Genomic DNA, 22,144 nt, shown 5'->3' with positions numbered 1-22,144 from the left:
ATACCATCTTTTTAACGGGAAAATGCAGTTCACTGATAAAAAATGCCATTGATTGAAAATTTCGCAGGCCGATACGAGTATTGGATATATTTGAGAAATTACAATATTAATCAAATGTTACATGAGACGAATTATATCTACTCTATCACTTCTGCTCTTATTATTTCTTGCGCCTCTTTTTCAGGCTCAAAGCAGGGATAATTATAATATGTGGTTTCAGTATCTGATGTCTGCTAAGCTTACAGATAAAAATACACTCACGGCACTTGCGCAATACCGATCCTTTGATCTGGCCTATGACACAAGACTCTTCCTGGTAAATGCCTATGTAGATCATGAAGTGGCGAACGGAATAAAGCCGGCAGTCGGCGCAATGTTCCTTGTGCTGGAATCTTACAATTCTGATGATTCCAAGAAGATCCGCTATGAGAAAAGACCTTTCCAGCAGGTAACAATGGAAAACAATATCGGCAGAACCTCCATTTCCAACCGCCTGCGTGTAGAAGAACGGTTCATCAATAATCCTGATGAATTTGTAGTAAGGCTGCGATACCTTATTTCGGTGAAAATACCTTTTAACAAAAAAGGAGAAAAGGAAAAAATCTATGGAATCCTGAAAAATGAAATCAGGATGAATGTGGTAAAAGATGAACCATTTGATAGTAACCGCCTCACTGCAGGAATTGGTATCAAAACGGGTAAAAACTCTGCCCTTGAGCTTGCGTTCATCAACCAGCTGGAGACCGGAAAAACCAGCAATTACGCTTACATAGGCTTTAGAAACAGCTTCGACTGGAGAAAAAAAAATAAATAATCTTAAATCATAATACTATGCTTACAATTCTGGGATTTTCGATGATCGTCATTTTTATGGTTCTGATTATGTACAAAAAAATGACTCCGCTTACTGCACTGGTTTTAGTTCCGGTAATCATTGCTGTGGCAGCAGGTTACAGCTCTGAACTGGGAGAAATGACAAAAACAGGAATTAAAGAAATCGCCATGACCGGCGTGATGCTGATATTCGCGATCCTGTTTTTCAGCTTAATGATAGATACCTGGCTTTTTGAGCCTTTGGTCAATGTAATTCTGAAAGCTGTGGGTGATAATCCTGTTAAAACAACCGTCGGAACAGCCATTCTCACAACTTTGGTATCTCTTGACGGTGACGGCTCTTCCACTTATATTATTGTAGTAGCTGCCATGCTTCCTTTATATAAAAAACAAGGAATGAATCCCCTGATCCTTACCTGTATTGTGATGCTTGCAGGAGGAATTATGAATATTTTGCCTTGGGGCGGCCCTACAGCAAGGGTAATGAGCTCTCTTAAGCTGAGCCATACAGAAATATTTGTTCCTATGATTCCTATTATGTTCATCGGTATTTTATGGGTGATCCTGGTTGCTTATATTCTTGGGGTACAAGAAAAAAAGAAAATTGCCAGGTATGGAAAATATACACAGTACAGCAGCAATGATATTATTGGTGACAATAATCCTAAACTTTTAAGACCAAAACTTCTCTGGATAAACTTTGCCCTTACCGTAACCTTACTTGTGGTAATGATCCTGGACCTGATTCCTTTGGCGATTGCCTTTATGCTCGCCTTTTGTTTAGCCGCAGTGATCAATTATCCAAAGCTTAAAGACCAGCAGAAAATCGTGACAAAACATGCCGGGAATGCACTTTCTGTAGCAGGAATGATCTTCGCGGCGGGAATTTTCACCGGGATTCTTAACGGAACCGGAATCATGCAGGCCATGGGAAACAGCATTATAGGAATTGTTCCTGAAAGCTGGGGTGGATTTTTAAACATCATTACAGCCGTATTCAGTGTTCCTCTTACGTTTTTCCTTACCAACGATGCTTATTATTTCGGGATCCTGCCGATCATCACTTCTACCGGAGCTCAGTTGGGGATTCCCCCTGATGTACTGGGAAGAGCCAGCCTTGTAGGACAGGCATCTCATTTATTAAGCCCACTTGTACCATCTACCTATTTACTGGTTTCTCTGGCGGGTGTAGAATTTTCAGACCATCTGAAATACACCCTTAAATGGGCCATCGGATCATCAATTGTAATGCTGGTGAGTGCTTTGATTCTTGGAGTGATTTAATATCATTCCGGGAAGCTGCAGCCGGCTTATTATGCAGTAATTGTTAATATTATTTTATATCTCAATATAAATTTTATTTTTGTATCAATAGAAGCGCATATTGATGTCACCGTTCCAAACAGAAAAAACGTTTACCAGTAAATACTTAAGGAATCTTACCTTATATGTATTTATCGCCATAATGGGCGGGGTGATTTGCGGATATTACTTACCGGAATTCAGCAAAAAGCTTGAGCTCATCAATTATTATTTCTTCTCCGTTCTGGAAGCATTGATTCTTCCTGTGATATTTATTGCGATCATTTACGGGATTTTAAATTTGTTTGAAACAAAAAATTCCAGCAAAATTATTTTGCATACCGCCATTTATTTTCTGGCGATCACTTCATTAAGTATCCTTTTAGGGCTTTTTTTAGGTTTTTTGATAAAGCCGGGAGCGGATACAGGAATTGACCTTTCCAAAATCCATTCTGCCATTCCGAAACGTTTTGAATTTGCTTCAAAGCATTCTGATTTTTTTACGCTTTATAACAGCAGGTACACTATTTTTCTTTTGCTTTCAATCATCATCGGGATTATTGCCGGGAAAATGAAAAGCCCAAAGCTTACCAACATTTTAAACTCCGGGATGGGATTGTTTTATGTGGTTATAAAGTATCTGTATATCATTCTCCCTGTCATTATTTTCTGCAATATTGCTTACGGCATCTCTATTTATGGTATCAATACCCTTCTTCCGTTAAGTAAAATAGTTGCTACGGTCTATTTGGGAAGCCTTATTTTTATATTTGGAATTTTGGGTTCCATCTGCCATTTTTATCAGCTGAATTTCAGGGAATTTTTAATCAGTATAAAAGATGAAATCATCCTGGTAATGACCACCTCATCCTCCAAGACAGCATTTCCCATGATTTTTGAAAAGCTGGAAAGCCAGGGCTACGACAAAAAAGTAATCCGACTCCTCATTCCGCTGGGGTATAATTTCAATCTTGCCGGGGCGTGTATTTATATTTCGGCTTGCTGTATGTTTCTCGTACAGTTTTATAATATTCCTATGGATGTAAAAGATTATGCAATATTATTCCTAATCATTTCCATAACTTCAAAAACAGCTTCCGGGGTTCCGGGCTCAGGATTTTTAGCTTTAATTTTCACCCTTGATAAATTTGGTAAAATCCCATTAACGGATATCGCGCTTCTATACAGTGTAGACCGTTTTATGAATGAAGCAAGATCAGTAACCAACTTTATAGGAATTGCCGTTTCCGCTGCTATTATTTCAAAGCTTCATCCGGTTCAGGATGATTAAATTAAAACAATAATCTGCATTTTTCTGCCAAAATTTCCGCTCCGTAAAATAAAAAATCTGCCATTTCATCCACAGCCGGCAGATGGCATACATTTAGAGAATTACAACACAGAAATAATTAAAAAATTAAATATATTATGTCAGTAAACTTTAAACCATTAGCAGACAGAGTTTTGATCGAGCCGATCGCTGCAGAGACTAAGACAGCTTCAGGTATTATTATTCCGGACACCGCAAAAGAAAAACCACAGGAAGGTACCGTGGTGGCAGTAGGACCTGGTAAAAAAGATGAGCCAACAACTGTGAAAGTAGGTGACAAAGTTCTTTACGGGAAATATTCAGGTTCTGAATTGAAATTGGAAGGAAAGGATTATTTAATTGTAAAAGAGGGGGATTTACTTGGTGTAATTGGATAAGACTCCAGACTCAAGACATCAGATTTCAGACTATTCAAATTAAAAATCAAATTAAACATAAGTTAAATGTCTAACTTCTGACATCTAACATCTAATATCTAAATCAAAATGGCAAAAGAAATAAAATTCGATATTGAATCAAGAGACGCTTTAAAAAGAGGTGTTGATGCATTGGCTAATGCAGTAAAAGTAACTTTAGGTCCAAAAGGTAGAAACGTGGTAATTGAAAAATCTTTCGGTGCACCTCACGTTACAAAAGACGGGGTTTCTGTTGCTAAAGAAATCGAGCTTGAAGACAAGGTAGAAAATATGGGAGCTCAGATGGTAAAAGAAGTAGCTTCCAAAACCAATGATATCGCAGGAGACGGTACTACTACTGCTACTGTACTGGCTCAGGCTATTGTAAGAGAAGGTCTTAAAAACGTAGCTGCAGGAGCAAACCCAATGGATCTGAAAAGAGGAATCGACAAAGCGGTAACTGCTGTTGTAGAAAACCTTAAAGCTCAATCTCAGGAAGTGGGTGATTCTTCAGAAAAAATCAAGCAGGTAGCTTCTATTTCTGCAAATAATGATGATACTATCGGTTCTTTGATCGCTGAAGCGTTCGGGAAAGTAGGTAAAGAAGGGGTAATTACAGTAGAAGAAGCAAAAGGAACTGATACTACGGTAGACGTGGTAGAAGGTATGCAGTTCGACAGAGGGTACCAGTCGCCTTATTTCGTGACAAACCCTGAAAAAATGTTGGCTGAGCTTGAAAATCCATATATCCTTTTAGTAGAGAAAAAAATCTCTTCCATGAAAGAATTGCTTCCTGTTCTTGAACCAATTGCACAAGGAGGTAAGTCATTATTAATCATCTCTGAAGAAGTGGAAGGCGAAGCATTGGCTACTTTAGTGGTAAACAAATTAAGAGGTTCCCTTAAAATTGCTGCTGTAAAAGCTCCTGGATTCGGAGACAGAAGAAAAGCAATGTTGGAAGATATCGCAATCTTAACTGGTGGTCAGGTGATCTCTGAAGAGCAGGGCTTCACAATGGAGAATATCTCTATTGATATGTTGGGAACTGCTGAAAAAGTTCAGATCGACAAAGACAATACAACTATCGTAAACGGTGGTGGTGAAGAAAGTAAAATCAAAGGAAGAGTTTCCCAGATCAAAGCTCAGATGGAAACCTCTACTTCAGACTACGATAAAGAAAAACTTCAGGAAAGACTGGCTAAATTAGCCGGAGGTGTTGCCGTATTGTATGTAGGTGCCGCTTCTGAAGTGGAAATGAAGGAGAAAAAAGACAGAGTGGATGATGCACTTCACGCTACAAGAGCAGCTGTAGAAGAAGGTATCGTTGCAGGTGGTGGTGTTGCTTTAGTAAGAGCAATCAAAGCATTGGAGAACCTTACAGGTATCAATTCTGACGAAACTACAGGTATCAAAATCGTGAAAAGAGCAATCGAGGAGCCATTAAGACAAATCGTTGCCAATGCAGGCGGTGAAGGTTCCGTAATCGTTGCTAAAGTAGCGGAAGGAAGCGGAGACTTCGGATACAATGCAAAAACCGATGAGTATGTAAACATGCTTGAAGCAGGTATCATCGACCCTACAAAAGTAACAAGAGTTGCCCTTGAAAATGCAGCTTCTGTTTCCGGAATGTTGTTAACAACTGAATGTGTAATCACTGAAGTGAAAAGCGCAGAACCAGCTATGCCAATGGGTGGTGGAATGCCAGGAATGATGTAACGGTCAGCGACCGAGGCAAATATATAAACCGTTCTACTCTTGTGGGGCGGTTTTTTTGATATTAAACATTATGTATGTACAAATTCTGACTATATAAAAATATTGTTACATTTAAATAATGTTAAATCCAATTGAATTAATTTTATGATAAACACAATTACAAATTTATTAACTGATTTAAAAAGCAAGGGTATTGATTTAATTTCTCAAGCAGAATATATAAAACATCCCGGAATGATAGGTGATATGTATGAGGGACTTACTACTGAACTCTTAAATAAATCTATTTTTGAAGAATTAAATTTAAAAGTTGTTTCTGGTAAAATTATTAATAATAGTGGAGGAATAAGTTCTCAAATCGATTGCATGATCGTTACTGGCGAAGGAGAAAATGTTCCCTATACAAATAATTATGTTTATCATTATAGTCAAGTTATTGCAGTTATAGAGGTAAAAAAAAATTTAACAAAAAAGGAAATTCTTGGCTCATATAGTAATCTTAAAAGTGTAATGGAGGTAAGTCGATTTCCAGATAAGGATGGCGAATCTTTTATGATGGATTTACATAAAGCAGCTTGGGAGAGTTTAACTAATACTGAGTATCCACTACGCGAGGAGATTTCGAATTACTCTGAAGACTTACAATTAATATATCATACTCTATTCATGGGAGCATACTTTCCTTTAAGAATTGTTTTTGGCTATTTTGGATTTAAAAGCGAATATAGTTTAAGGGAAAGTTTCGTAAATATCTTAAATGAAAAAATGGAAAATAAAGAAAACAAAGGCTTTGGTGTTGGTAGTTTTCCAAATTTGATCATTTCTGAAAAATATTCATTAATAAAATCTAATGGTATGCCATATACTGTTCCTTTTCAAGATGAAGAAGAATTTTATTGGCCTTTTTACTTGTCATCTAATAAAAATCCTATTTTACATCTCCTAGAATTATTATGGACAAGATTATCATTTAAATTTAAAATAACTTCAGATATATTTGAAGACGATTTATATAAAAATTTTGATCATACTTTCCTTAGCTGTAAATTTGCTAAAGATGAATTTGACAACAAAGGGTGGGCATATTCTTATTCTAAGTTAACACAACAAGAATTAGAGTTGGATGAGCCAAAAGAGAAATGGGAACCAGTTGAAATTAATCAATTAGAATTTATAATTGTTAATTTACTTTGCTATATGGAAGAATTGAAATTTAACGATCCTGACCTAATCGAATGTTTAAGAAAACATGATGCATCACTAGAAGATTTATTAAGAAATTTATCTGCAAAGAGATTAATATTTTACAATGACAAATTGTTAAAATTATCCACTAAAAAATGTATGACAATTATAAAGGGAGATAAAATGTATGCAGGGGATGATATAAATGGAATGATGTCAAAATTTGCAATTGAGAATTTTTAGTTATATCCTTACATAAATGCAGGTGTATGTTTGCAACTATTAATTAAAGTATACTTATAATTTAAAACCAAATTATAAAATATTAATATCATGAACCTAAAAACCCTAATCACCCACACCGCCCAATACAACAACTGGGTAGTCAACAAGTACATCGACTGGCTTTCCACAAAGTCCGATGAACAGCTTAATCAGGAAGTTATTTCAAGCTTTCCGACAATTTTAAAAACCCTGCATCACATCTGGCAGACTCAGGAATACTGGTGGAGCTATATTGCAGAAAACAATGAGTTTAATTTTGAAGAAACCTCAGCGAAAACAACGAAAGAAGAAATTTTTGCCGGGATAAAAAACAATTCAGAAAAGCTTATGAGATATGTTGACTCTTTATCTGAAGAAGATCTTACAAAAAATGTAAAGATAGAATCCCAATGGTTTCAGTGTGATTTTTCCAAGTATGAATACATCCAGCATATCATCTTGCACGGAACCTATCACAGGGGACAGATCGTCACCATGGGACGAAATGTAGGCATCACAGATGCACCAATGACAGATTATAATTTCTGGAATATCTATAAGGATGTAGATATGATTGCTAACTAATCAGCCACAAGCAATATATCAACCGTTCTTTTCCAGAGCGGTTTTTTATTTTAACCAACTTCCCTCTCCCATCTTCCAGCTTCCTTACTACTTACTAAAACCTAAATGTCTTAACCGGAACTCAGGTTATTCCAAAACAAATTCTTAAGTTTACAGGTTCGGAAAAATCCAAATAAACACTTATTACAATGGAAAACAAAAAAGACGGGCATATTCTGGACAGCGGCCCATTCTACCACGGAACAAAAGCCGACCTCCAAATCGGGGATCTGCTGACGGCCGGATTAGAATCCAATTACTATCCCGGAATCATCATGAATCACATCTATTTTACAGCGCTGCAAAATGGTGCCGGATTGGCCGCTGCATTGGCAAAAGGTGACGGACAGGAACGTATTTATATAGTGGAACCCACAGGAAAATTTGAAAATGATCCTAATGTAACCGATAAAAAATTCCCTGGAAACCCCACCCGATCTTACCGCAGCACAGAACCTTTAAAAATTGTAGGTGAAGTAACAGACTGGATCCGGCTGACAGACGATGAACTGCAAAACTGGAAAGAAAGAATAGCAAAGCTGCGGGAAAATCAGGATGCTGAAATCATTAATTAGATCAAGAAAAAACTGGCAAATAAAAAACCGTTCTTCTTCAGAACGGTTTCTCATTATAAAATTTTGCATTAAAAAATACTGTTGATTCCCTCCTTCACTTTGCTTATTCCCTGATCAGCTTTTTTCTTTACTTCAGTACTTGTTTTTTTGATTTCAGTGGAAGTTGTTTTCACGGTAGATTTTACCCCAGATTCCGCCTTTCTTGCGGCGTCATCCAGGCCTGTCTTTTGTACCACTGTCTCTGCAGTATTTATGGCTCCGCCGGCTACTTTTTCTGTGGTTTGAACTGCTGTGTTTACTGTACCTTTTGCCAGTTTTTCTGTCGTGTTAATAGCTCCGTTTACCACTCTACCCGCTGTAGCACCTGTAACAGCAACTGCATTTTTAAGGGTTTGTGTAGAAGTATTCAGATAATTTTCGTATTCAGGCTTTATTGTTCCGCCTTTAGCAATGTAAACATTTTTAGATTCTACATATTTGTCCTGGGCAGATTTTAGTTCAAGCTTTGCCGCCTCTATTTTCTCAGGAACATTGGAGGCTACTGCTGCATCATAATTTTTCTGAGCCGTTGCCAGCGCCAGCGCAGCATCTTCATAAGATTGTGTAAAATCTATTTTGGCCTCTGCCATTGTTTCATTCTTCTTACAGCTCTGTAATGATAAAATACAAACTGCCATCGCAGCGATTACTATTCTCTTTTTCATTTGTGGTTTTTTTATTATTTCAATTGTTGTGTTAATTTTTTTATTTCTTCATCTTCCTTGGACTGTGAAAGATCACCTTTTAACTTATTTATTTCCAACAAATTAATTTGTTTTGCTAAATTAAGATAAGTTAAATATTCGTTCAGGATTTCGGTTTTCCTTTCCGCAGGGACGTTAGCTATATTAGCGTTCATCACGAATGTTTCCATATTGTCGCTGCACAAAATATAAGCCTGAAATCCATTGGAAGAAAAATATTCGGAAACCAATGAATTGCTTTCCAGTTCTCCGTATAATTTGGGCATTTCTACCGGTGCCTGTTGTATCAGAGCGTTTATATCTGCACCTTTTGACGCAGGATTAAGATACATCCCTTTCGTTCTCATCTCGCTGCTTTCTATTGATAAATTGGTTGCCGTAAGTAATTTCACAAGATTTTTTTTCTGATTGACATCTGATAAAATCGAGCTTAAACTCAATGCCACAAAGAAACCCGTAAAAGTAGAGATCAGAGATATAAAAAACTCAAAAGTCCTTTTATGCCTGTTCCTGAAGCTTCTCAGCTTAGGAGTATTGATCAGAAATAAGCTGAGTACTACTAATAGGCATACTATAATAATATACATAAATAAATTTTGTGCGAAATTATTCAATTTCCATGCCTTAAATTTAGAATTAATTCAATAAAAACTCTTTAATTGGAAATAATAAACAACAAAATAAATAATTATTTATAATTTTCATAAAAACATAAAAACTAGAGAAATAAATTAACAAATATTCTTGATTGCGAATTTCTAACCTTTCCGAGTTTTTTATTAATTTTAAATCTAAAGCATAAAAAAACCTATGAATACTGATTTAATTAAAAAATAATTATCTCAATCAAATACTTAACTAATATTTTAATGAAGAAAATAATTTTAGACCTTGCCACTACTTTAGACGGATTTATTGAAGGACCCAACGGTGAAATCGATTGGTGCATCATGGATGATGATATGGATTTTGACGGCTTTCTTGCAAGCATCGACACTATTTTCTACGGAAGGGTAAGCTACGATTCCTGGGGAAAATATCAGCCTGACCAAAATGCTGGTCCGGAAGAGCTCAAACTTTGGGAAGCTGTTCATTCAAAAAATAAATATGTTTTCTCCAGCCAGAATCATGAAGATGAAAATGCCACTTTTATCAGGGAAAATATTGAAGAAAAAGTAAGCGAAATCCGGCTGCAGGGCGGAAAAAATATCTGGCTTTATGGCGGAGCAGGACTCATCAAAACGTTTATCCGCCTCAATCTGATAGATGTGTACAGAATTTCCGTTCATCCCGTCGCCTTAGGAAAAGGAAAACCTTTATTTGAAGATATGAAGGACAGATTAAATTTAAAATTAATCAAAACAAATACTTTCAGATCCGGAGTAGTACAGCTTATTTATGAACCTGTAAAATAATCCTATGCAAAATAAAGAGAAAGTCTATAAAATGTCTTTTGCCGGAGTATATCCTCATTACATCAATAAGGCTGAAAGAAAAGGACGCACAAAGGAAGAAGTCCATGAAATCATCTTCTGGCTTACAGGATACGACGAAAAAAAGTTACAGGAAATCTTAGAAAACAAAACAGATTTTCAAACCTTTTTTGCGCAGGCCCGGATCCACCCCAATGCTTCATTAATAAAAGGAATGATCTGCGGTTACAGAGTGGAAGATATTGAAGATGAAACAATGAAAAACATCCGTTATCTGGATAAGCTGATCGATGAGCTGGCCAAAGGAAAAGCAATGGATAAAATTTTACGAAAGTAAAAAGTATAATATTTTTTAAATAATCTGTCCAATTAAAAAAAACCGATTGTCATTAAAGTATAACTCATAAAATTATACATAATGAAAATCACAGTAATTGGCGGTACAGGTCTTATCGGGAGCAAGCTTGTGAACAGCCTTAAAAGTCTCGGCCACGATGTTCTGGCCGCATCTCCGAATTCCGGCGTCAACACCCTTACAGGTGAAGGTCTGGATCAGGCATTGGAAAATGTAGATGTACTAGTGGATGTAGCAAATTCGCCTTCTTTTGCAGATGATGATGTGATGAATTTTTTCAAAACATCCGGAGAAAACCTAATGGCTGCAGAAAAAAAAGCCGGTATCAACCATCACATCGCCCTATCTGTTGTTGGAACAGAGCGTCTGCAGGAAAGTGGTTATTTCAGGGCAAAAAAGGTTCAGGAAGACATTATCAAAGCTTCAGGAATTCCTTATACAATTGTTCACTCTACCCAGTTTTTTGAATTTGTTGGCGGAATTGTAAAATCAAGCACAGTTGACAACAAAATTATGGTTTCGCCTGCCCTGATCCAGCCTATCGCATCAGATGATGTCGTAAAAGCAATGACAGCAGCCACCATCGGTGAACCTAAAAATACAACCGTAGAAATAGGAGGCCCGGAAAAAATTAAGCTTTCTGATCTTGTGAAAAAGTACACGGCCATCATGAAAAATACAGATGAAGTAGTTTCCGATCCTGAAGCAACCTATTTCGGAGCTCCTTTGAATGATTCTACTCTGATTCCGGGTGATGACGCAAAACTGGGAACGATCCGCTATGACGAGTGGATTTCAAACCCTGATAATCAAAGATAATTTTTAAAAACGTATAGAGATTCATACACGCAGTTTGTCATTCTTTAGGAATCTCAATCCTCTATGTTAAAAAAATTAATCAAGTTTATTAAATTTATACAATTCAAAATAATCATTAAAATTTTAAACCCAATATCATGAACGAATTTTTAATCGCAATACACAGAGATATTATCAATAAAGACGCATCGCCCTCACCGGAACAAATGCAGGCTGCCATTAAGCCTTTCCAGGACTGGCTTGGCGGAATTGCAGCCCAGAATAAGCTGGTCGCTCCTCCGAAAAGATGGGATCTTGGCGGAAGAGTGGTGAAAAATGACACCGTAACCAACGGTCCATATGCAGAAATAAAAGAATCCATCGGCGGAATGTTTATTATAAGAGCCAATGATTATGATGAAGCCGTTGAAATCGCAAAAGGATGTCCTATTCTTCAGTGGGGAGCAAGTGTAGAAGTAAGAATGGCCATTCCACCAATTACTGAATAATTTTCTATATTTAAATTAAATGCACGAAAAAGCATTAATACCAAATTTATTCAGAACAGAGTACAGGAAAATTGTTTCCGTGCTCTGTTCTACCTTTGGAATTAATCACATAGAAATCGCCGAAGACATCGTGAGCGACACATTTCTTACCGCAACAGAAACCTGGAGCATCAACGGAATTCCGGAAAACCCAACGGCCTGGCTTTATACCGTGGCAAAAAATAAGTCTAAAAATTATTTTAAGCGGGATTCTCTTTTCCAGCAAAAAATTTCAACAGAAATAAAATATTCATCCAGCGACAGGGAAGAATTTGAAATTGACCTTTCTCAGAAAAATATTACAGACAGCCAGCTGGCGATGATGTTCACTGTTTGTAATCCTTCTATTTCTAAAGAGTCTCAAATTTCCTTAGCTTTAAATTTACTCTGCGGATTCGGAACACAGGAAATTGCGGATGCTTTTTTAATCAATAAAGAAGTTGTTTACAAAAGATTGCAGCGCGCCAAAGAAAAATTAAAAACCGAAGGTATAAAAATAGAACAGCCTTCAGTTTCCCAGATCAACAGTAATTTAGAAACTGTTCTTACGACTTTATATTTATTATTTTCCGAAGGTTATTACTCTACATCACAAAATACCATTCTCCGAAAGGATTTTTGCTTTGAAGCCATCCGCCTCACTTCCATTCTTGTAGAAAATAAAATGACCAATACTCCGTCTGCAAATGCCTTGCTATCGCTAATGTATTTTCATTCTTCAAGGTTTAACGCCAGATTCAATGAAAAAGGAGAAAGCATTCTGTATGAAGAGCAGGACGATCAGCTTTGGGATTATGATTTAATTACAAAAGGAATTGAGTATTTAAATCAGAGCGCATCCGGAAATTTTTTAACCAAATTCCATCTGGAAGCAGCCATCGCGTTCTGGCATACTAAGAAACAGGATTCCGACGAAAAGTGGGAAAATATCCTGCAACTATACAACCAGCTTTTACAAATCGAATACTCTCCTATTGCCGCACTCAACCGTACTTTTGCCTTTTCAAAAGTTAGAGGAAATTCTGCTGCAATCATAGAAGCAGAAAAACTTCAGCTTACCGGCAATCCTTTCTACTTTTCCCTACTGGGGCATTTATATCGAGACATTGATGACCTGAAAGCCAAAGAAAATTTTGAAAAAGCACTGGACCTTTCGAATTCAAGCTCGGTTTCTGATACATTGAGGAGGTATATTGACGGGCTGGCAGAGAAGCTAGGTAAAATTAATAGAACTTAATTGAATATTTCCGGATTCTTATTCCAAAAAACCATTTATAAAATCACACAAAAAGGTAATTGATGTATCTGAAAAGATGAAATAATTTTGATCAAATTAAAACGGACAAAAACGTATTAATAAAAAATTATTAACCATTAATTCAGAAATCATGATACCATTAAACAAATTAATCGCTCTATTTTTTGTTATTGTTACACTAATTAGCTGCAAAACCGTAGAAATCAAGCCAGAACCAATCACCGGAAATTTACCTGAAAGACCCGAAAGATTAAATTCTGAAATCACAATTCCCTTTGAAATGGATATTCAGGCTATTAATGAATATATGAATCAAAAGCTGCCCAGCGGAATGATTGCCAATGGAAAAGGAGAATCTGGAAATACAACGAAATATTCATACGAAGTATACAGAAATAAACCCGTTGTTTTTAATGCAGTCGGGAATGAATTAATCTTCAAAGTTCCGATTGATATAAAAGCTAAAGGAAGCTACACTACCTGTATCGGCTTTTGGAGAAATGGAAGATGCTGCTCCACCCCTAATCCCTTTGGAAGCGGTTGTGCTACATCCGGAATCAGACAAACAGAAAATGGAAATGCCTCTCCTACTGTAGATGTTGAACTGAGAGTAAAACTTGCGATACAGGAAGATTATACCGTGAAAGCAGAAACATACCTTAAAGGGTACTTGAGCGGGGATCCACATTTGCACATCGATTTAATTGGAAACTTAATTAGAATAAATATCAACATCAAGGATAAGTTAGAAGGTCCATTACAAAAATTTGTAGCTGATTATCAAAAAGAAATTGACAAAAAAGTAGCAGATTTGGTTCAGCAGTATAATATTAAAAATGAGGTCAATAAATATTGGGTTTATGCCGGACAGCCTGTCCAGCTGGGAGATTTCTGGCTCAAGTCTGAACCTCAAAAAGTAATTTTTGAAAACCTCAATGCTCAAAACAACAAGCTTCGGGTAGGATTAGGCATTGCATCAATTCTTGAAATCACATCCTTGAAACCACAGGATTCCAGCACTCCTTTGCCTAATCTTTCATTACAGAACAATATGGAAGGATTATTTAATATTCATTTACCTGCAAATGCTACTTTCAGCTCGCTTGAGGGAATATTAAAAAAAGAAATAGTAGGAAAACAATATGATAAGGACGGAGTTAAAATCAAGCTAAACTCGATTAGTCTGCAAGGTGTAAAGCTATCTGAATCCAGCGTTTTACTGATCAAAGCTAATGTAAAAGGCAAAGCAAAATCCAAACGTTTCAAAGGGGATGTCTATTTCACCGCGCTGCCTGCTATTGATGACACCAATAAAGTGGTTTATATTGAAGATTTTAAGCTGGAGCCCAATACCAGCAGTTACCTCATCAACAAAGGACTTCCTTTTCTTATAGACAACTTTTATTATACTGATCTGAAGCAAAAACTAAGATATTCTTATCAAAAAGACTACTCTAAATATTATGATCTGATTAATGAGAAATTGAAGAATATTCAATTGAGCAACCTCATTATCAATGGCAATCTTGAGCAGATAAAAATTCCCGGATTTTATATTGATAAAGAAAGCTTAGACCTGTTATTGGTAGCCAATGGTAAGCTGAATACAACTGTGAAACTGGAACAATAATACTGATCTTAAAATTGCACCCACAAATACCTCATCCTAAAAAAACTTCCCGAAATTTGTAATCTTTACTTAAAAAATCTTTAGGCAAAAGCCGGAAGACGTGTTGGAAGTTACTTTTAGAAGTCTTTGTTTTATACTTTAAAAACATCCTTTATCGCTTCCAGATTTCCTATCAAAAAAAAATTTAACATACAGGCAACCGCTCAGTTTTGGGCGGTTTATTTATTGTTATAAATGTGGTATCAAATAAAATATTCAACTGATTATCATTCTTTTAATTATCTTTAGAGAAATTTTTTAACAATGAAACGAACTCTATTTTTTCTGCTGTCTGCTTATGGGCTATGCACAGCACAAACTACCATTACTAAAGCGTTTAATGATCCTTCTGCCGGCGAAACGGTAAGTAATTTAAGCGTAACGGGTACCGTAGATAATTCTGCAACCGGAGCCAATACAACATTTAATAATGCTTCTTTAACATTGGGAGCAGCAGCAACGACAACTTATGCTGCACCTGCAGCCGGCGAAATCACAACTTTCCCGGGATCTACCCTGAAAATGGCAGGAAGCGGAAACACCGTCTATTACAAACAATCTGCTTCAAAACTGGAAATCACAGGACTTGTAACTCCAGATGCTACATTAAATCTTTCTTCAAACAACGGAACATTCATCTCATATCCCGCAGCATTCGGATATACAGAGACAGATCAGGCGCAGGGAACATTTACTTCTTCTACGGCAAATGGATTGTGTAAAGGAACAATTAATATTTCAGCAGACGCTTCAGGAACTTTGATTCTGGGAGCCAACACCTATAACAATGTTTTGAGGATAAAATCAACTCAGAATTTCAGTCTTTACCTGCCTAATGATACCACTTTTATGTTCCCGATCGGAACCATTGTAAATACAGCATATTCTTATTACGACAGCACCCATAAATTCCCTTTATTAAGTACTACGCAGGTTGTGATCAATGTTCCTCTGGCAGGAATCAACAATCAGACAACCAACGAGGCCCAGGCTTTAAACCTTACCACTTTATCCACTGGAGATCTTACAGTAAAAAAAGACAGGTTTGCAATATATCCTAATCCGGCACAGGATTTTATAGAATTTAAAGGCGAAACCGAAAATTATTCAACAGCAAAAATCTACAGCCTGGACGGAAAATTAGTAAAAACCGCAGATATGAAATCCGGTAAAGTACAGGTTTCCGATTTACCTTCAGCAGCTTATTTCATTGAAGTTTCAGGAAAGAACAGCAAAGCTGAGGCTGCAAAATTTATCAAGAAATAAAATTTTATATTTAATAATTAATACATCATCCGTTCGGAACTCCGGACGGATTTTTTTATTTTCTAAAATTCATTGTTTTGCTTATAAAAATTAATTATTTTTTAAACTTTTATTATATCTTAAAATTAAATTCACTGATAATAGAATTTTTGCCCGTTTTTTGCTATCTCCATCACAACACCGAATCTTAAATATTATCATCATGAAAAAATATATCATTCTTCTTCCGTGTTTTATTTTTTCAGGAATACAGGCACAGGAGACAACAGAGGCTGTAGTACCAGACAAATTAAATATTGTAAAAACGAACGTCACAGCCTACGCTTTCAGAAATATCAATCTCTCTTACGAAAGAGCATTCACCCAGTGGTTTTCAGTAAATATGAGCTTTGGAGCTATGCCGGAAGGGAAAGTTCCGTTCATCAACTCATTTTTAAGTGATGCTGATGAAAAGAGATTTAAAAATCTTGAAGTAAAATCCTTTAACTTCACTATTGAACCTCGTTTTTATCTCGGAGCAGGCTATGGTAAAGGTTTTTATGTAGCACCTTACTATCGCTATTCGAAAATCACTTCCAATACTTTTGATTTTTATTACGATTATACTTTCAGCGGAACAACCTACCAGATTCCGCTAAAAGGTTTCGGAAATGCCAATGGAAACAGTGGCGGTGTAATGGTGGGCGTGCAGTTTTTCCTTACCAGCAGGCAGAATTTAGTTTTGGATTTATGGATTGCCGGCGCTCATTACGGTGCTGGAAAAGGTGATTTTACCATGACCAGCGATGTAGTTCTTACCCCTGACATGCAGGCCCAGCTGAAGCGGGAAATAGAAGATCTTGATGTTCCTTTCGTGAATTATACGGTAGAAACTAACTCCAACGGAGCCAGAATTATGATTGACGGGCCTTGGATCGGCTTCAGAAGCGGGCTGTCTTTGGGGTATAGGTTTTGAGTTGGAGTGATTGAGGATTGGAGAGTTTGATGGTGAAGCTTTAAATTTTATTTGATTCATAATGAAAAAAATAAATATCTTTCTCCCATGAATTCTTCTACACAAATCACCACTGCTCAAAGAATTAAAGCTATAGTTGGCGGATCTATCGGAAACCTGGTAGAATGGTACGACTGGTATGCTTATGCTGCTTTTGCCATCTATTTTTCGCATTCGTTTTTCCCGAATTCCAGTCCTACGGCTCAGCTTTTAAATACTACAGGCATTTTTGCTGTCGGATTTTTGATGAGACCCATCGGAGGCTGGGTTTTCGGAAGTATTGCTGATAAAATTGGAAGAAAAAGAGCGATGACCATCTCAGTTTTGCTGATGTCTTTCGGATCTTTATTAATTGCTTTAACGCCTACTTATGATACCATCGGTGTTTTAGCTCCCATTTTGTTATTAATTGCAAGATTATTACAAGGTTTAAGTGTAGGCGGAGAATATGGAGTTTCTGCAACCTACCTCAGCGAAATGGCTACCAGCAACAGAAGAGGATTTTATTCCAGCTTCCAGTACGTGACTCTGATTGGCGGGCAGTTGATTGCTTTGGGAATCCAGCTGATTTTACAGAGGGTGTTATTAACAGAAGCACAGCTTGAGGAATGGGGATGGAGAATTCCTTTTGTAATTGGGGCCATGCTTTCTGTGATTGCATTATATTTAAGAGCAAACCTCCATGAGACTGAAGCTTTTGAAAATAAAAAAGAAGTCACCGAAAAGAAAAAAGGAACCATTAAAGAACTTTTAAAGCATCCGAAGGCTTTACTCACTGTTGTAGGGCTCACTTTAGGCGGAACCCTGGCATTTTATACTTATACCACTTATATGCAGAAGTTCTTGGTAAACACCGTAGGACTTACAAAGCAGGAATCTACGTTGATCTCATTTGTTTCACTTTTTATTTTTGCGTGCCTGCAGCCTGTTTTCGGGGCTTTATCTGATAAAATCGGGAGGAGGCCTTTGCTTTTGAGCTTCGGGATCCTGGGTACGGCATTCACCTATCCCCTTCTAAATGCCTTGAGCACTACCCATTCTATGTGGGGAGCTTTCTTTCTGATCATGTCGGCATTAATTATTGTAAGCGGCTATACCTCAATCAACGCAGTTGTAAAAGCGGAACTTTTTCCGTCTGAAGTAAGAGCATTGGGCGTGGGATTGCCTTATGCATTAACGGTCGCTATTTTTGGAGGAACGGCAGAATATATTGCACTCTGGCTGAAGCAGGCTAATGTGGAGCATTATTTTTACTGGTATATTACGGCCTGTATCTTCTTTTCGTTTTTAGTATATGTGAGAATGAAAGACACCAGAAAAACTTCCACACTGGATCAGGATTAAGATATTTAAAGATTGATATAAATAAAACGCGGCTCAGAAAATCTGAGCCGCATTTTTATTTTAATGATAAGCCTGCTTGAATTTTTCAAGAATATTGTCCAGATTATGTCGCTGAACATATACACTCTTTACATCCTCGTACCGTGGAGATTTGTAAAAAACTTCGTGGAAATCCATACTTCCGTTTCCTACTTTTACCACTTTCTGTACATCGATGTTCAACTTTTTCAGTTCGTCTTTAAAAACCGTAAATTCATCTTGGATATTCTTCATCTATTTTGGATTTAATTTAAAAATTACTATTATTTATCAAACACCCTACCAAAATTATGAGGGTAGTGTTTAATTTTTCATTAAAGTTAATAAATTTATTACTAATAATATAACATTTTCTTAAGATTAAATTAATTTATTTGAGGATTAATAACTGAATTTTAAATATCACTACGCATTCCGCAGTTTAAGTATTTATAAAAATAAATTTAAAACCTCCATAACTACGATTATTAAAGCTTTTCCTGATACTTCCCCTATTGTGTTTAATAATTTTAAAATAAAAACAGGTTATTTCTTTTTCTCCAATAATTGTATTACTTAAACCTTGTATTTAAGCTTAAAATTTTAAATTAGCCCTTTTTAATCCAATAAAAAATGAGCAACAAACTTCATTGGGAAAAAGTATATGAAACAAAAAATCCGGATCAGGTAAGCTGGACACAGGAAAAGCCACAGGTTTCTCTGGATTTTATCCGGTCTTTCGGGCTGGGAAAAGAGGCAGCGGTTATAGATATTGGCGGCGGCGACAGTAATCTGGTAGATTTCCTTTTGGAAGAAGGCTATGAAAACATTACAGTTCTGGATATTTCTTCAAAATCATTGGAAAAAGCACAGGAAAGATTAGGCGAGAAAGCACGAAAAGTAAAATGGATTGTCACGGATATTACCACGTTCAAGCCTACAGAAACTTATCATATCTGGCATAACAGAGCAGCATTCCATTTCCTTACCACCCCTGAAGAAATTTCAAAATATGTGAAAATCGCAGAAAAAGCTGCCACAAAACACATGATTTTAGGAACTTTTTCAAAAGAAGGCCCGAAAAAATGCAGCGGCCTGGAGATCACCCAATATGATGAGGACTCATTAACAGCAGTTTTTGGAAAAAATTTCAGGAAAATAAATTGTTTTACAAAAGATCATACTACCCCTTTTGAAACGGTACAGAATTTTATTTTTTGTAGTTTTGAAAAAATTTAAACCATGAATCAAAACTCAAACTACAATTACAACAAAGAAAGGCATGGCTGCGTTACAGCCTGGCTTGTTCTTATCATCCTTGGAAATTCACTGACGGCGCTACTCTATTTTCTTGCTAATAACAGGATTTTGGAAAGTGCTCCCGGCGCATCACCTATGATGATTTATCTGCTCGGATTTGTTGCTTTAGCCAATGTGCTTTTTGCCGCAATGCTCCTGCAATGGAAAAAATTAGGCTTCTGGGGATTCACAGTAACCAGCATCATCGCTTTAATAATCAATATAAACATCAATCTTGGGATTGTACAGTCACTGATTGGCATTGTGGGTGTGGGCATTTTATTTGCCATACTGCAAATTACAAAAGACGGCAGGTCTGCATGGCAGAATTTAGAATAACAAAAAAGCAGTTTTTTACAAACTGCTTTTCTTTTAATATGGTTTAGATTATTTCTGCTTTTCTTCTTCAAGCTCTACTTCATGTCTCAGCTGAGCTTTGTATAATGTCGCATAATATCCATTTTTATCCAAAAGCTCAAGGTGCTTACCTTCTTCCACAATTTTCCCGTGCTCCATTACAATGATTTTATCAGCTTTTTCAATGGTGGAAAGTCTGTGCGCAATGATAATAGATGTTCTGTCTTTCGTTATTTTTTCAGTAGCTCTCTGGATCAGCTTTTCACTTTCATGGTCAATGGAAGATGTAGCTTCATCCAAAATTAAAATTTTCGGATCAGATAAATAAGCTCTCAGGAAAGACAGCAATTGCCTTTGTCCCAAAGAAATAGACGAACCCCGTTCACTTACCACATAATCATAACCTCCCGGAAGGCTCTCAATAAATTCATCCACTTCAATTTCTTTTGCTCCGGCTTTTATTTTTTCTAAAGTAATGCTTTCATCACCAAACGCAAGATTTTCGAAAATACTTCCGTGGAACAGGAAAACATCCTGCAGCACAACACCGATGTGACTTCTTAAATTATATAATTCATAATCTTTAAGATCAACATCATCAATTAATATATTTCCCGAATTAATATCATACAACCTTGTAATCAAGCTGATAATAGTAGATTTTCCGGCACCGGTAGCTCCTACTATCGCCACTGTTTCTCCCGGATTCACTTTAAAATCAATTCCTTTTAAAACTTCCTGCTTATCATCATACGCAAAACGTACATTTTGGAATTCAATCTTTCCGTCAAACTGGTCTTTCTGTACTTTTCCGTTATTAGGCATGGAATTGTCCTCATCCATAAGGCCTAAAACCCTTTCCGCACCTACAATACCTCTTTGGATATTATTAAATCGGTCTGCAATCTGCCTCAGCGGACGAATAAGCATCGAAATATACTGAATAAACGCAATCACCACTCCCGCGCTGATTGTAATATAACCTCCGTAAAAAAGAATAAACCCGATGAAAAGTGAAGAGATCAGCTCCACTACAGGAAAAAACAATGAGAATATGAAAACTGTTCTCAACAGCGCTCCTTTCAGAGTGATATTGATGTCATCAAATTTTTTGTACTCAGATTCCTGCCTGTTGAAGACTTGAATAATCGGCATTCCGGCAAGCCTTTCCTGTACAAATGAGTTTTGATTGGAAGTCCAGTTTCTTTCATCACCGAACGCTTTTTTCAGTCTTTTCTGGAAAAATCTTGTAATAATCACCATCAAAGGTAAAATTGCCAGTGTAATATAGCTCAGATGCACATTAGTACTGAACATCATTATTAGAACAAATAAAATCCTCAGCACATCTCCGAAAACCATCAAAAACCCATCTGTATAGACCGTTGCAATGGTTTCCACATCACCAACAGCTCTGGTTACCAGCTGCCCGATCGGTGTTTTGTCAAAAAATGATGTTTTAAAATAAATAAGCTTATCATAAAGCCTTTCCCTAATATCCCTGATTACATTTTGAGAAATATAATTGGAAAAATAAACCAGGAAAAAGTTTAAAACAGTCTCCGCAAACACCAGACCCACCAAAATATAGATATGCTTCATCATTAAAGCTTTATCCTGCAGCTTTGTGATGTCATTATCCACCACTTCCATGGTAAGATATGGCCTGTAAGTAGAAACCACAGCCAGTATAACGGAGATAATCAGAGTAAGGATAAACCAGGACCGGAATTTCATCCCGATAAAAAACAGCCTCTTGATAATTCCCCAGGTATCTTGTTTTTTCATTGTACGAATTGAAGAAAGAATTAAAATAAAAATTCTGTGCAAAAATACG

Annotated in this window: 23 protein-coding genes; 19 read left to right on the top strand and 4 right to left on the bottom strand. The window is 36.6% G+C overall.

From position 1 onward, the window contains the following. Positions 1–121: 121 nt before the first annotated feature. From H560_RS0118820 to arr, 8 genes are all read left to right on the top strand, one after another. Positions 122–814, top strand: a complete 693-nt coding sequence (locus tag H560_RS0118820) for a DUF2490 domain-containing protein (protein ID WP_027381420.1) — start codon at positions 122–124, stop codon at positions 812–814. Then, positions 811–2,118: a CitMHS family transporter gene (locus tag H560_RS0118815; RefSeq protein WP_316929373.1), complete on the top strand. Its 1,308-nt coding sequence runs from the start codon at positions 811–813 to the stop codon at positions 2,116–2,118. Before H560_RS0118820 ends, H560_RS0118815 begins: the two co-directional genes overlap by 4 nt. A 103-nt stretch (positions 2,119–2,221) precedes the next feature. Then, on the top strand, positions 2,222–3,427 hold the full coding sequence (locus H560_RS0118810) for a cation:dicarboxylate symporter family transporter (protein WP_027381418.1): 1,206 nt from the start codon (positions 2,222–2,224) through the stop codon (positions 3,425–3,427). Positions 3,428–3,564: 137 nt separating this feature from the next. Further along, positions 3,565–3,843, top strand: a complete 279-nt coding sequence (locus H560_RS0118805) for a co-chaperone GroES (RefSeq protein ID WP_027381417.1) — start codon at positions 3,565–3,567, stop codon at positions 3,841–3,843. Between the two features lie 108 nt (positions 3,844–3,951). Next, positions 3,952–5,577 (top strand): chaperonin GroEL, encoded by a 1,626-nt coding sequence (gene groL / locus H560_RS0118800; protein ID WP_027381416.1) that lies wholly within the window; start codon positions 3,952–3,954, stop codon positions 5,575–5,577. Positions 5,578–5,721: 144 nt separating this feature from the next. After that, entirely contained in the window at positions 5,722–7,005 is a 1,284-nt protein-coding gene (locus H560_RS22575; RefSeq protein WP_051289386.1) for a DUF6602 domain-containing protein, read from the top strand. A 90-nt stretch (positions 7,006–7,095) separates the two neighbouring features. After that, positions 7,096–7,611, top strand: coding sequence for a DinB family protein (locus H560_RS0118790; protein ID WP_027381415.1), 516 nt, complete (start codon positions 7,096–7,098; stop codon positions 7,609–7,611). Between the two features lie 188 nt (positions 7,612–7,799). After that, positions 7,800–8,225 carry an NAD(+)--rifampin ADP-ribosyltransferase gene (gene arr, locus H560_RS0118785; protein ID WP_027381414.1) on the top strand — a complete coding sequence of 142 codons (426 nt, stop codon included), beginning with the start codon at positions 7,800–7,802 and terminating at the stop codon, positions 8,223–8,225. A 68-nt stretch (positions 8,226–8,293) separates the two neighbouring features. Here the strand turns inward: arr and H560_RS0118780 are convergent, their stop codons facing one another. Both H560_RS0118780 and H560_RS0118775 read right to left on the bottom strand, forming a co-directional pair. Continuing rightward, a complete protein-coding gene (locus tag H560_RS0118780; protein WP_027381413.1) occupies positions 8,294–8,929 on the bottom strand; it encodes a hypothetical protein in 636 nt (211 codons plus the stop codon). Between the two features lie 14 nt (positions 8,930–8,943). Continuing rightward, a complete protein-coding gene (locus H560_RS0118775; RefSeq protein WP_027381412.1) occupies positions 8,944–9,555 on the bottom strand; it encodes a hypothetical protein in 612 nt (203 codons plus the stop codon). Between the two features lie 282 nt (positions 9,556–9,837). On the opposite strand from H560_RS0118775, the gene H560_RS0118770 reads away from it, so the two are divergent. The 9 genes from H560_RS0118770 (at position 9,838) to H560_RS0118730 (ending at position 18,633) form a co-directional block, all read left to right on the top strand. Continuing rightward, positions 9,838–10,383 carry a dihydrofolate reductase family protein gene (locus H560_RS0118770; RefSeq protein ID WP_027381411.1) on the top strand — a complete coding sequence of 182 codons (546 nt, stop codon included), beginning with the start codon at positions 9,838–9,840 and terminating at the stop codon, positions 10,381–10,383. 4 nt (positions 10,384–10,387) lie between these two features. Beyond that, the gene (locus tag H560_RS0118765) at positions 10,388–10,738 is read left to right on the top strand and encodes a DUF2200 domain-containing protein (RefSeq protein WP_027381410.1); all 351 of its coding nucleotides are present in this window, start codon (positions 10,388–10,390) and stop codon (positions 10,736–10,738) included. 81 nt (positions 10,739–10,819) lie between these two features. Beyond that, positions 10,820–11,575, top strand: coding sequence for an SDR family oxidoreductase (locus tag H560_RS0118760; RefSeq protein WP_027381409.1), 756 nt, complete (start codon positions 10,820–10,822; stop codon positions 11,573–11,575). 137 nt (positions 11,576–11,712) lie between these two features. Then, positions 11,713–12,063, top strand: a complete 351-nt coding sequence (locus H560_RS0118755; RefSeq protein WP_027381408.1) for a YciI family protein — start codon at positions 11,713–11,715, stop codon at positions 12,061–12,063. Between the two features lie 19 nt (positions 12,064–12,082). After that, on the top strand, positions 12,083–13,339 hold the full coding sequence (locus tag H560_RS0118750) for an RNA polymerase sigma factor (protein WP_027381407.1): 1,257 nt from the start codon (positions 12,083–12,085) through the stop codon (positions 13,337–13,339). A 151-nt stretch (positions 13,340–13,490) separates the two neighbouring features. Continuing rightward, positions 13,491–14,990 carry a DUF4403 family protein gene (locus H560_RS0118745; RefSeq protein ID WP_027381406.1) on the top strand — a complete coding sequence of 500 codons (1,500 nt, stop codon included), beginning with the start codon at positions 13,491–13,493 and terminating at the stop codon, positions 14,988–14,990. A gap of 303 nt (positions 14,991–15,293) precedes the next feature. After that, positions 15,294–16,295, top strand: coding sequence for a T9SS type A sorting domain-containing protein (locus tag H560_RS0118740; RefSeq protein ID WP_027381405.1), 1,002 nt, complete (start codon positions 15,294–15,296; stop codon positions 16,293–16,295). Positions 16,296–16,497: 202 nt separating this feature from the next. Next, positions 16,498–17,250: a DUF3575 domain-containing protein gene (locus H560_RS0118735; RefSeq protein WP_027381404.1), complete on the top strand. Its 753-nt coding sequence runs from the start codon at positions 16,498–16,500 to the stop codon at positions 17,248–17,250. Between the two features lie 87 nt (positions 17,251–17,337). Next, positions 17,338–18,633, top strand: a complete 1,296-nt coding sequence (locus H560_RS0118730) for an MFS transporter (RefSeq protein ID WP_027381403.1) — start codon at positions 17,338–17,340, stop codon at positions 18,631–18,633. 60 nt (positions 18,634–18,693) lie between these two features. Here H560_RS0118730 and H560_RS0118725 read toward each other — a convergent pair whose 3' ends face one another. Beyond that, positions 18,694–18,906, bottom strand: coding sequence for a hypothetical protein (locus H560_RS0118725; protein ID WP_027381402.1), 213 nt, complete (start codon positions 18,904–18,906; stop codon positions 18,694–18,696). Between the two features lie 378 nt (positions 18,907–19,284). Here H560_RS0118725 and H560_RS0118720 point away from each other — a divergent pair, with 378 nt between their 5' ends. Together H560_RS0118720 and H560_RS0118715 are read left to right on the top strand one after the other, a co-directional pair. Then, entirely contained in the window at positions 19,285–19,890 is a 606-nt protein-coding gene (locus tag H560_RS0118720; RefSeq protein ID WP_027381401.1) for a class I SAM-dependent methyltransferase, read from the top strand. Between the two features lie 3 nt (positions 19,891–19,893). Further along, positions 19,894–20,289, top strand: coding sequence for a hypothetical protein (locus H560_RS0118715; protein ID WP_027381400.1), 396 nt, complete (start codon positions 19,894–19,896; stop codon positions 20,287–20,289). Between the two features lie 48 nt (positions 20,290–20,337). On the opposite strand, the gene H560_RS0118710 is transcribed toward H560_RS0118715, so the two are convergent. Further along, on the bottom strand, positions 20,338–22,095 hold the full coding sequence (locus H560_RS0118710; RefSeq protein ID WP_027381399.1) for an ABC transporter ATP-binding protein: 1,758 nt from the start codon (positions 22,093–22,095) through the stop codon (positions 20,338–20,340). Between the last annotated feature and the right edge of the window lie 49 nt (positions 22,096–22,144).

It is taken from the genome of Chryseobacterium daeguense DSM 19388 (genome assembly GCF_000430825.1).
GTDB lineage: Bacteria > Bacteroidota > Bacteroidia > Flavobacteriales > Weeksellaceae > Chryseobacterium > Chryseobacterium daeguense.
Note: the sequence above shows the minus strand (reverse complement) of the source record. Positions and strands in the feature narration are given on the sequence as shown.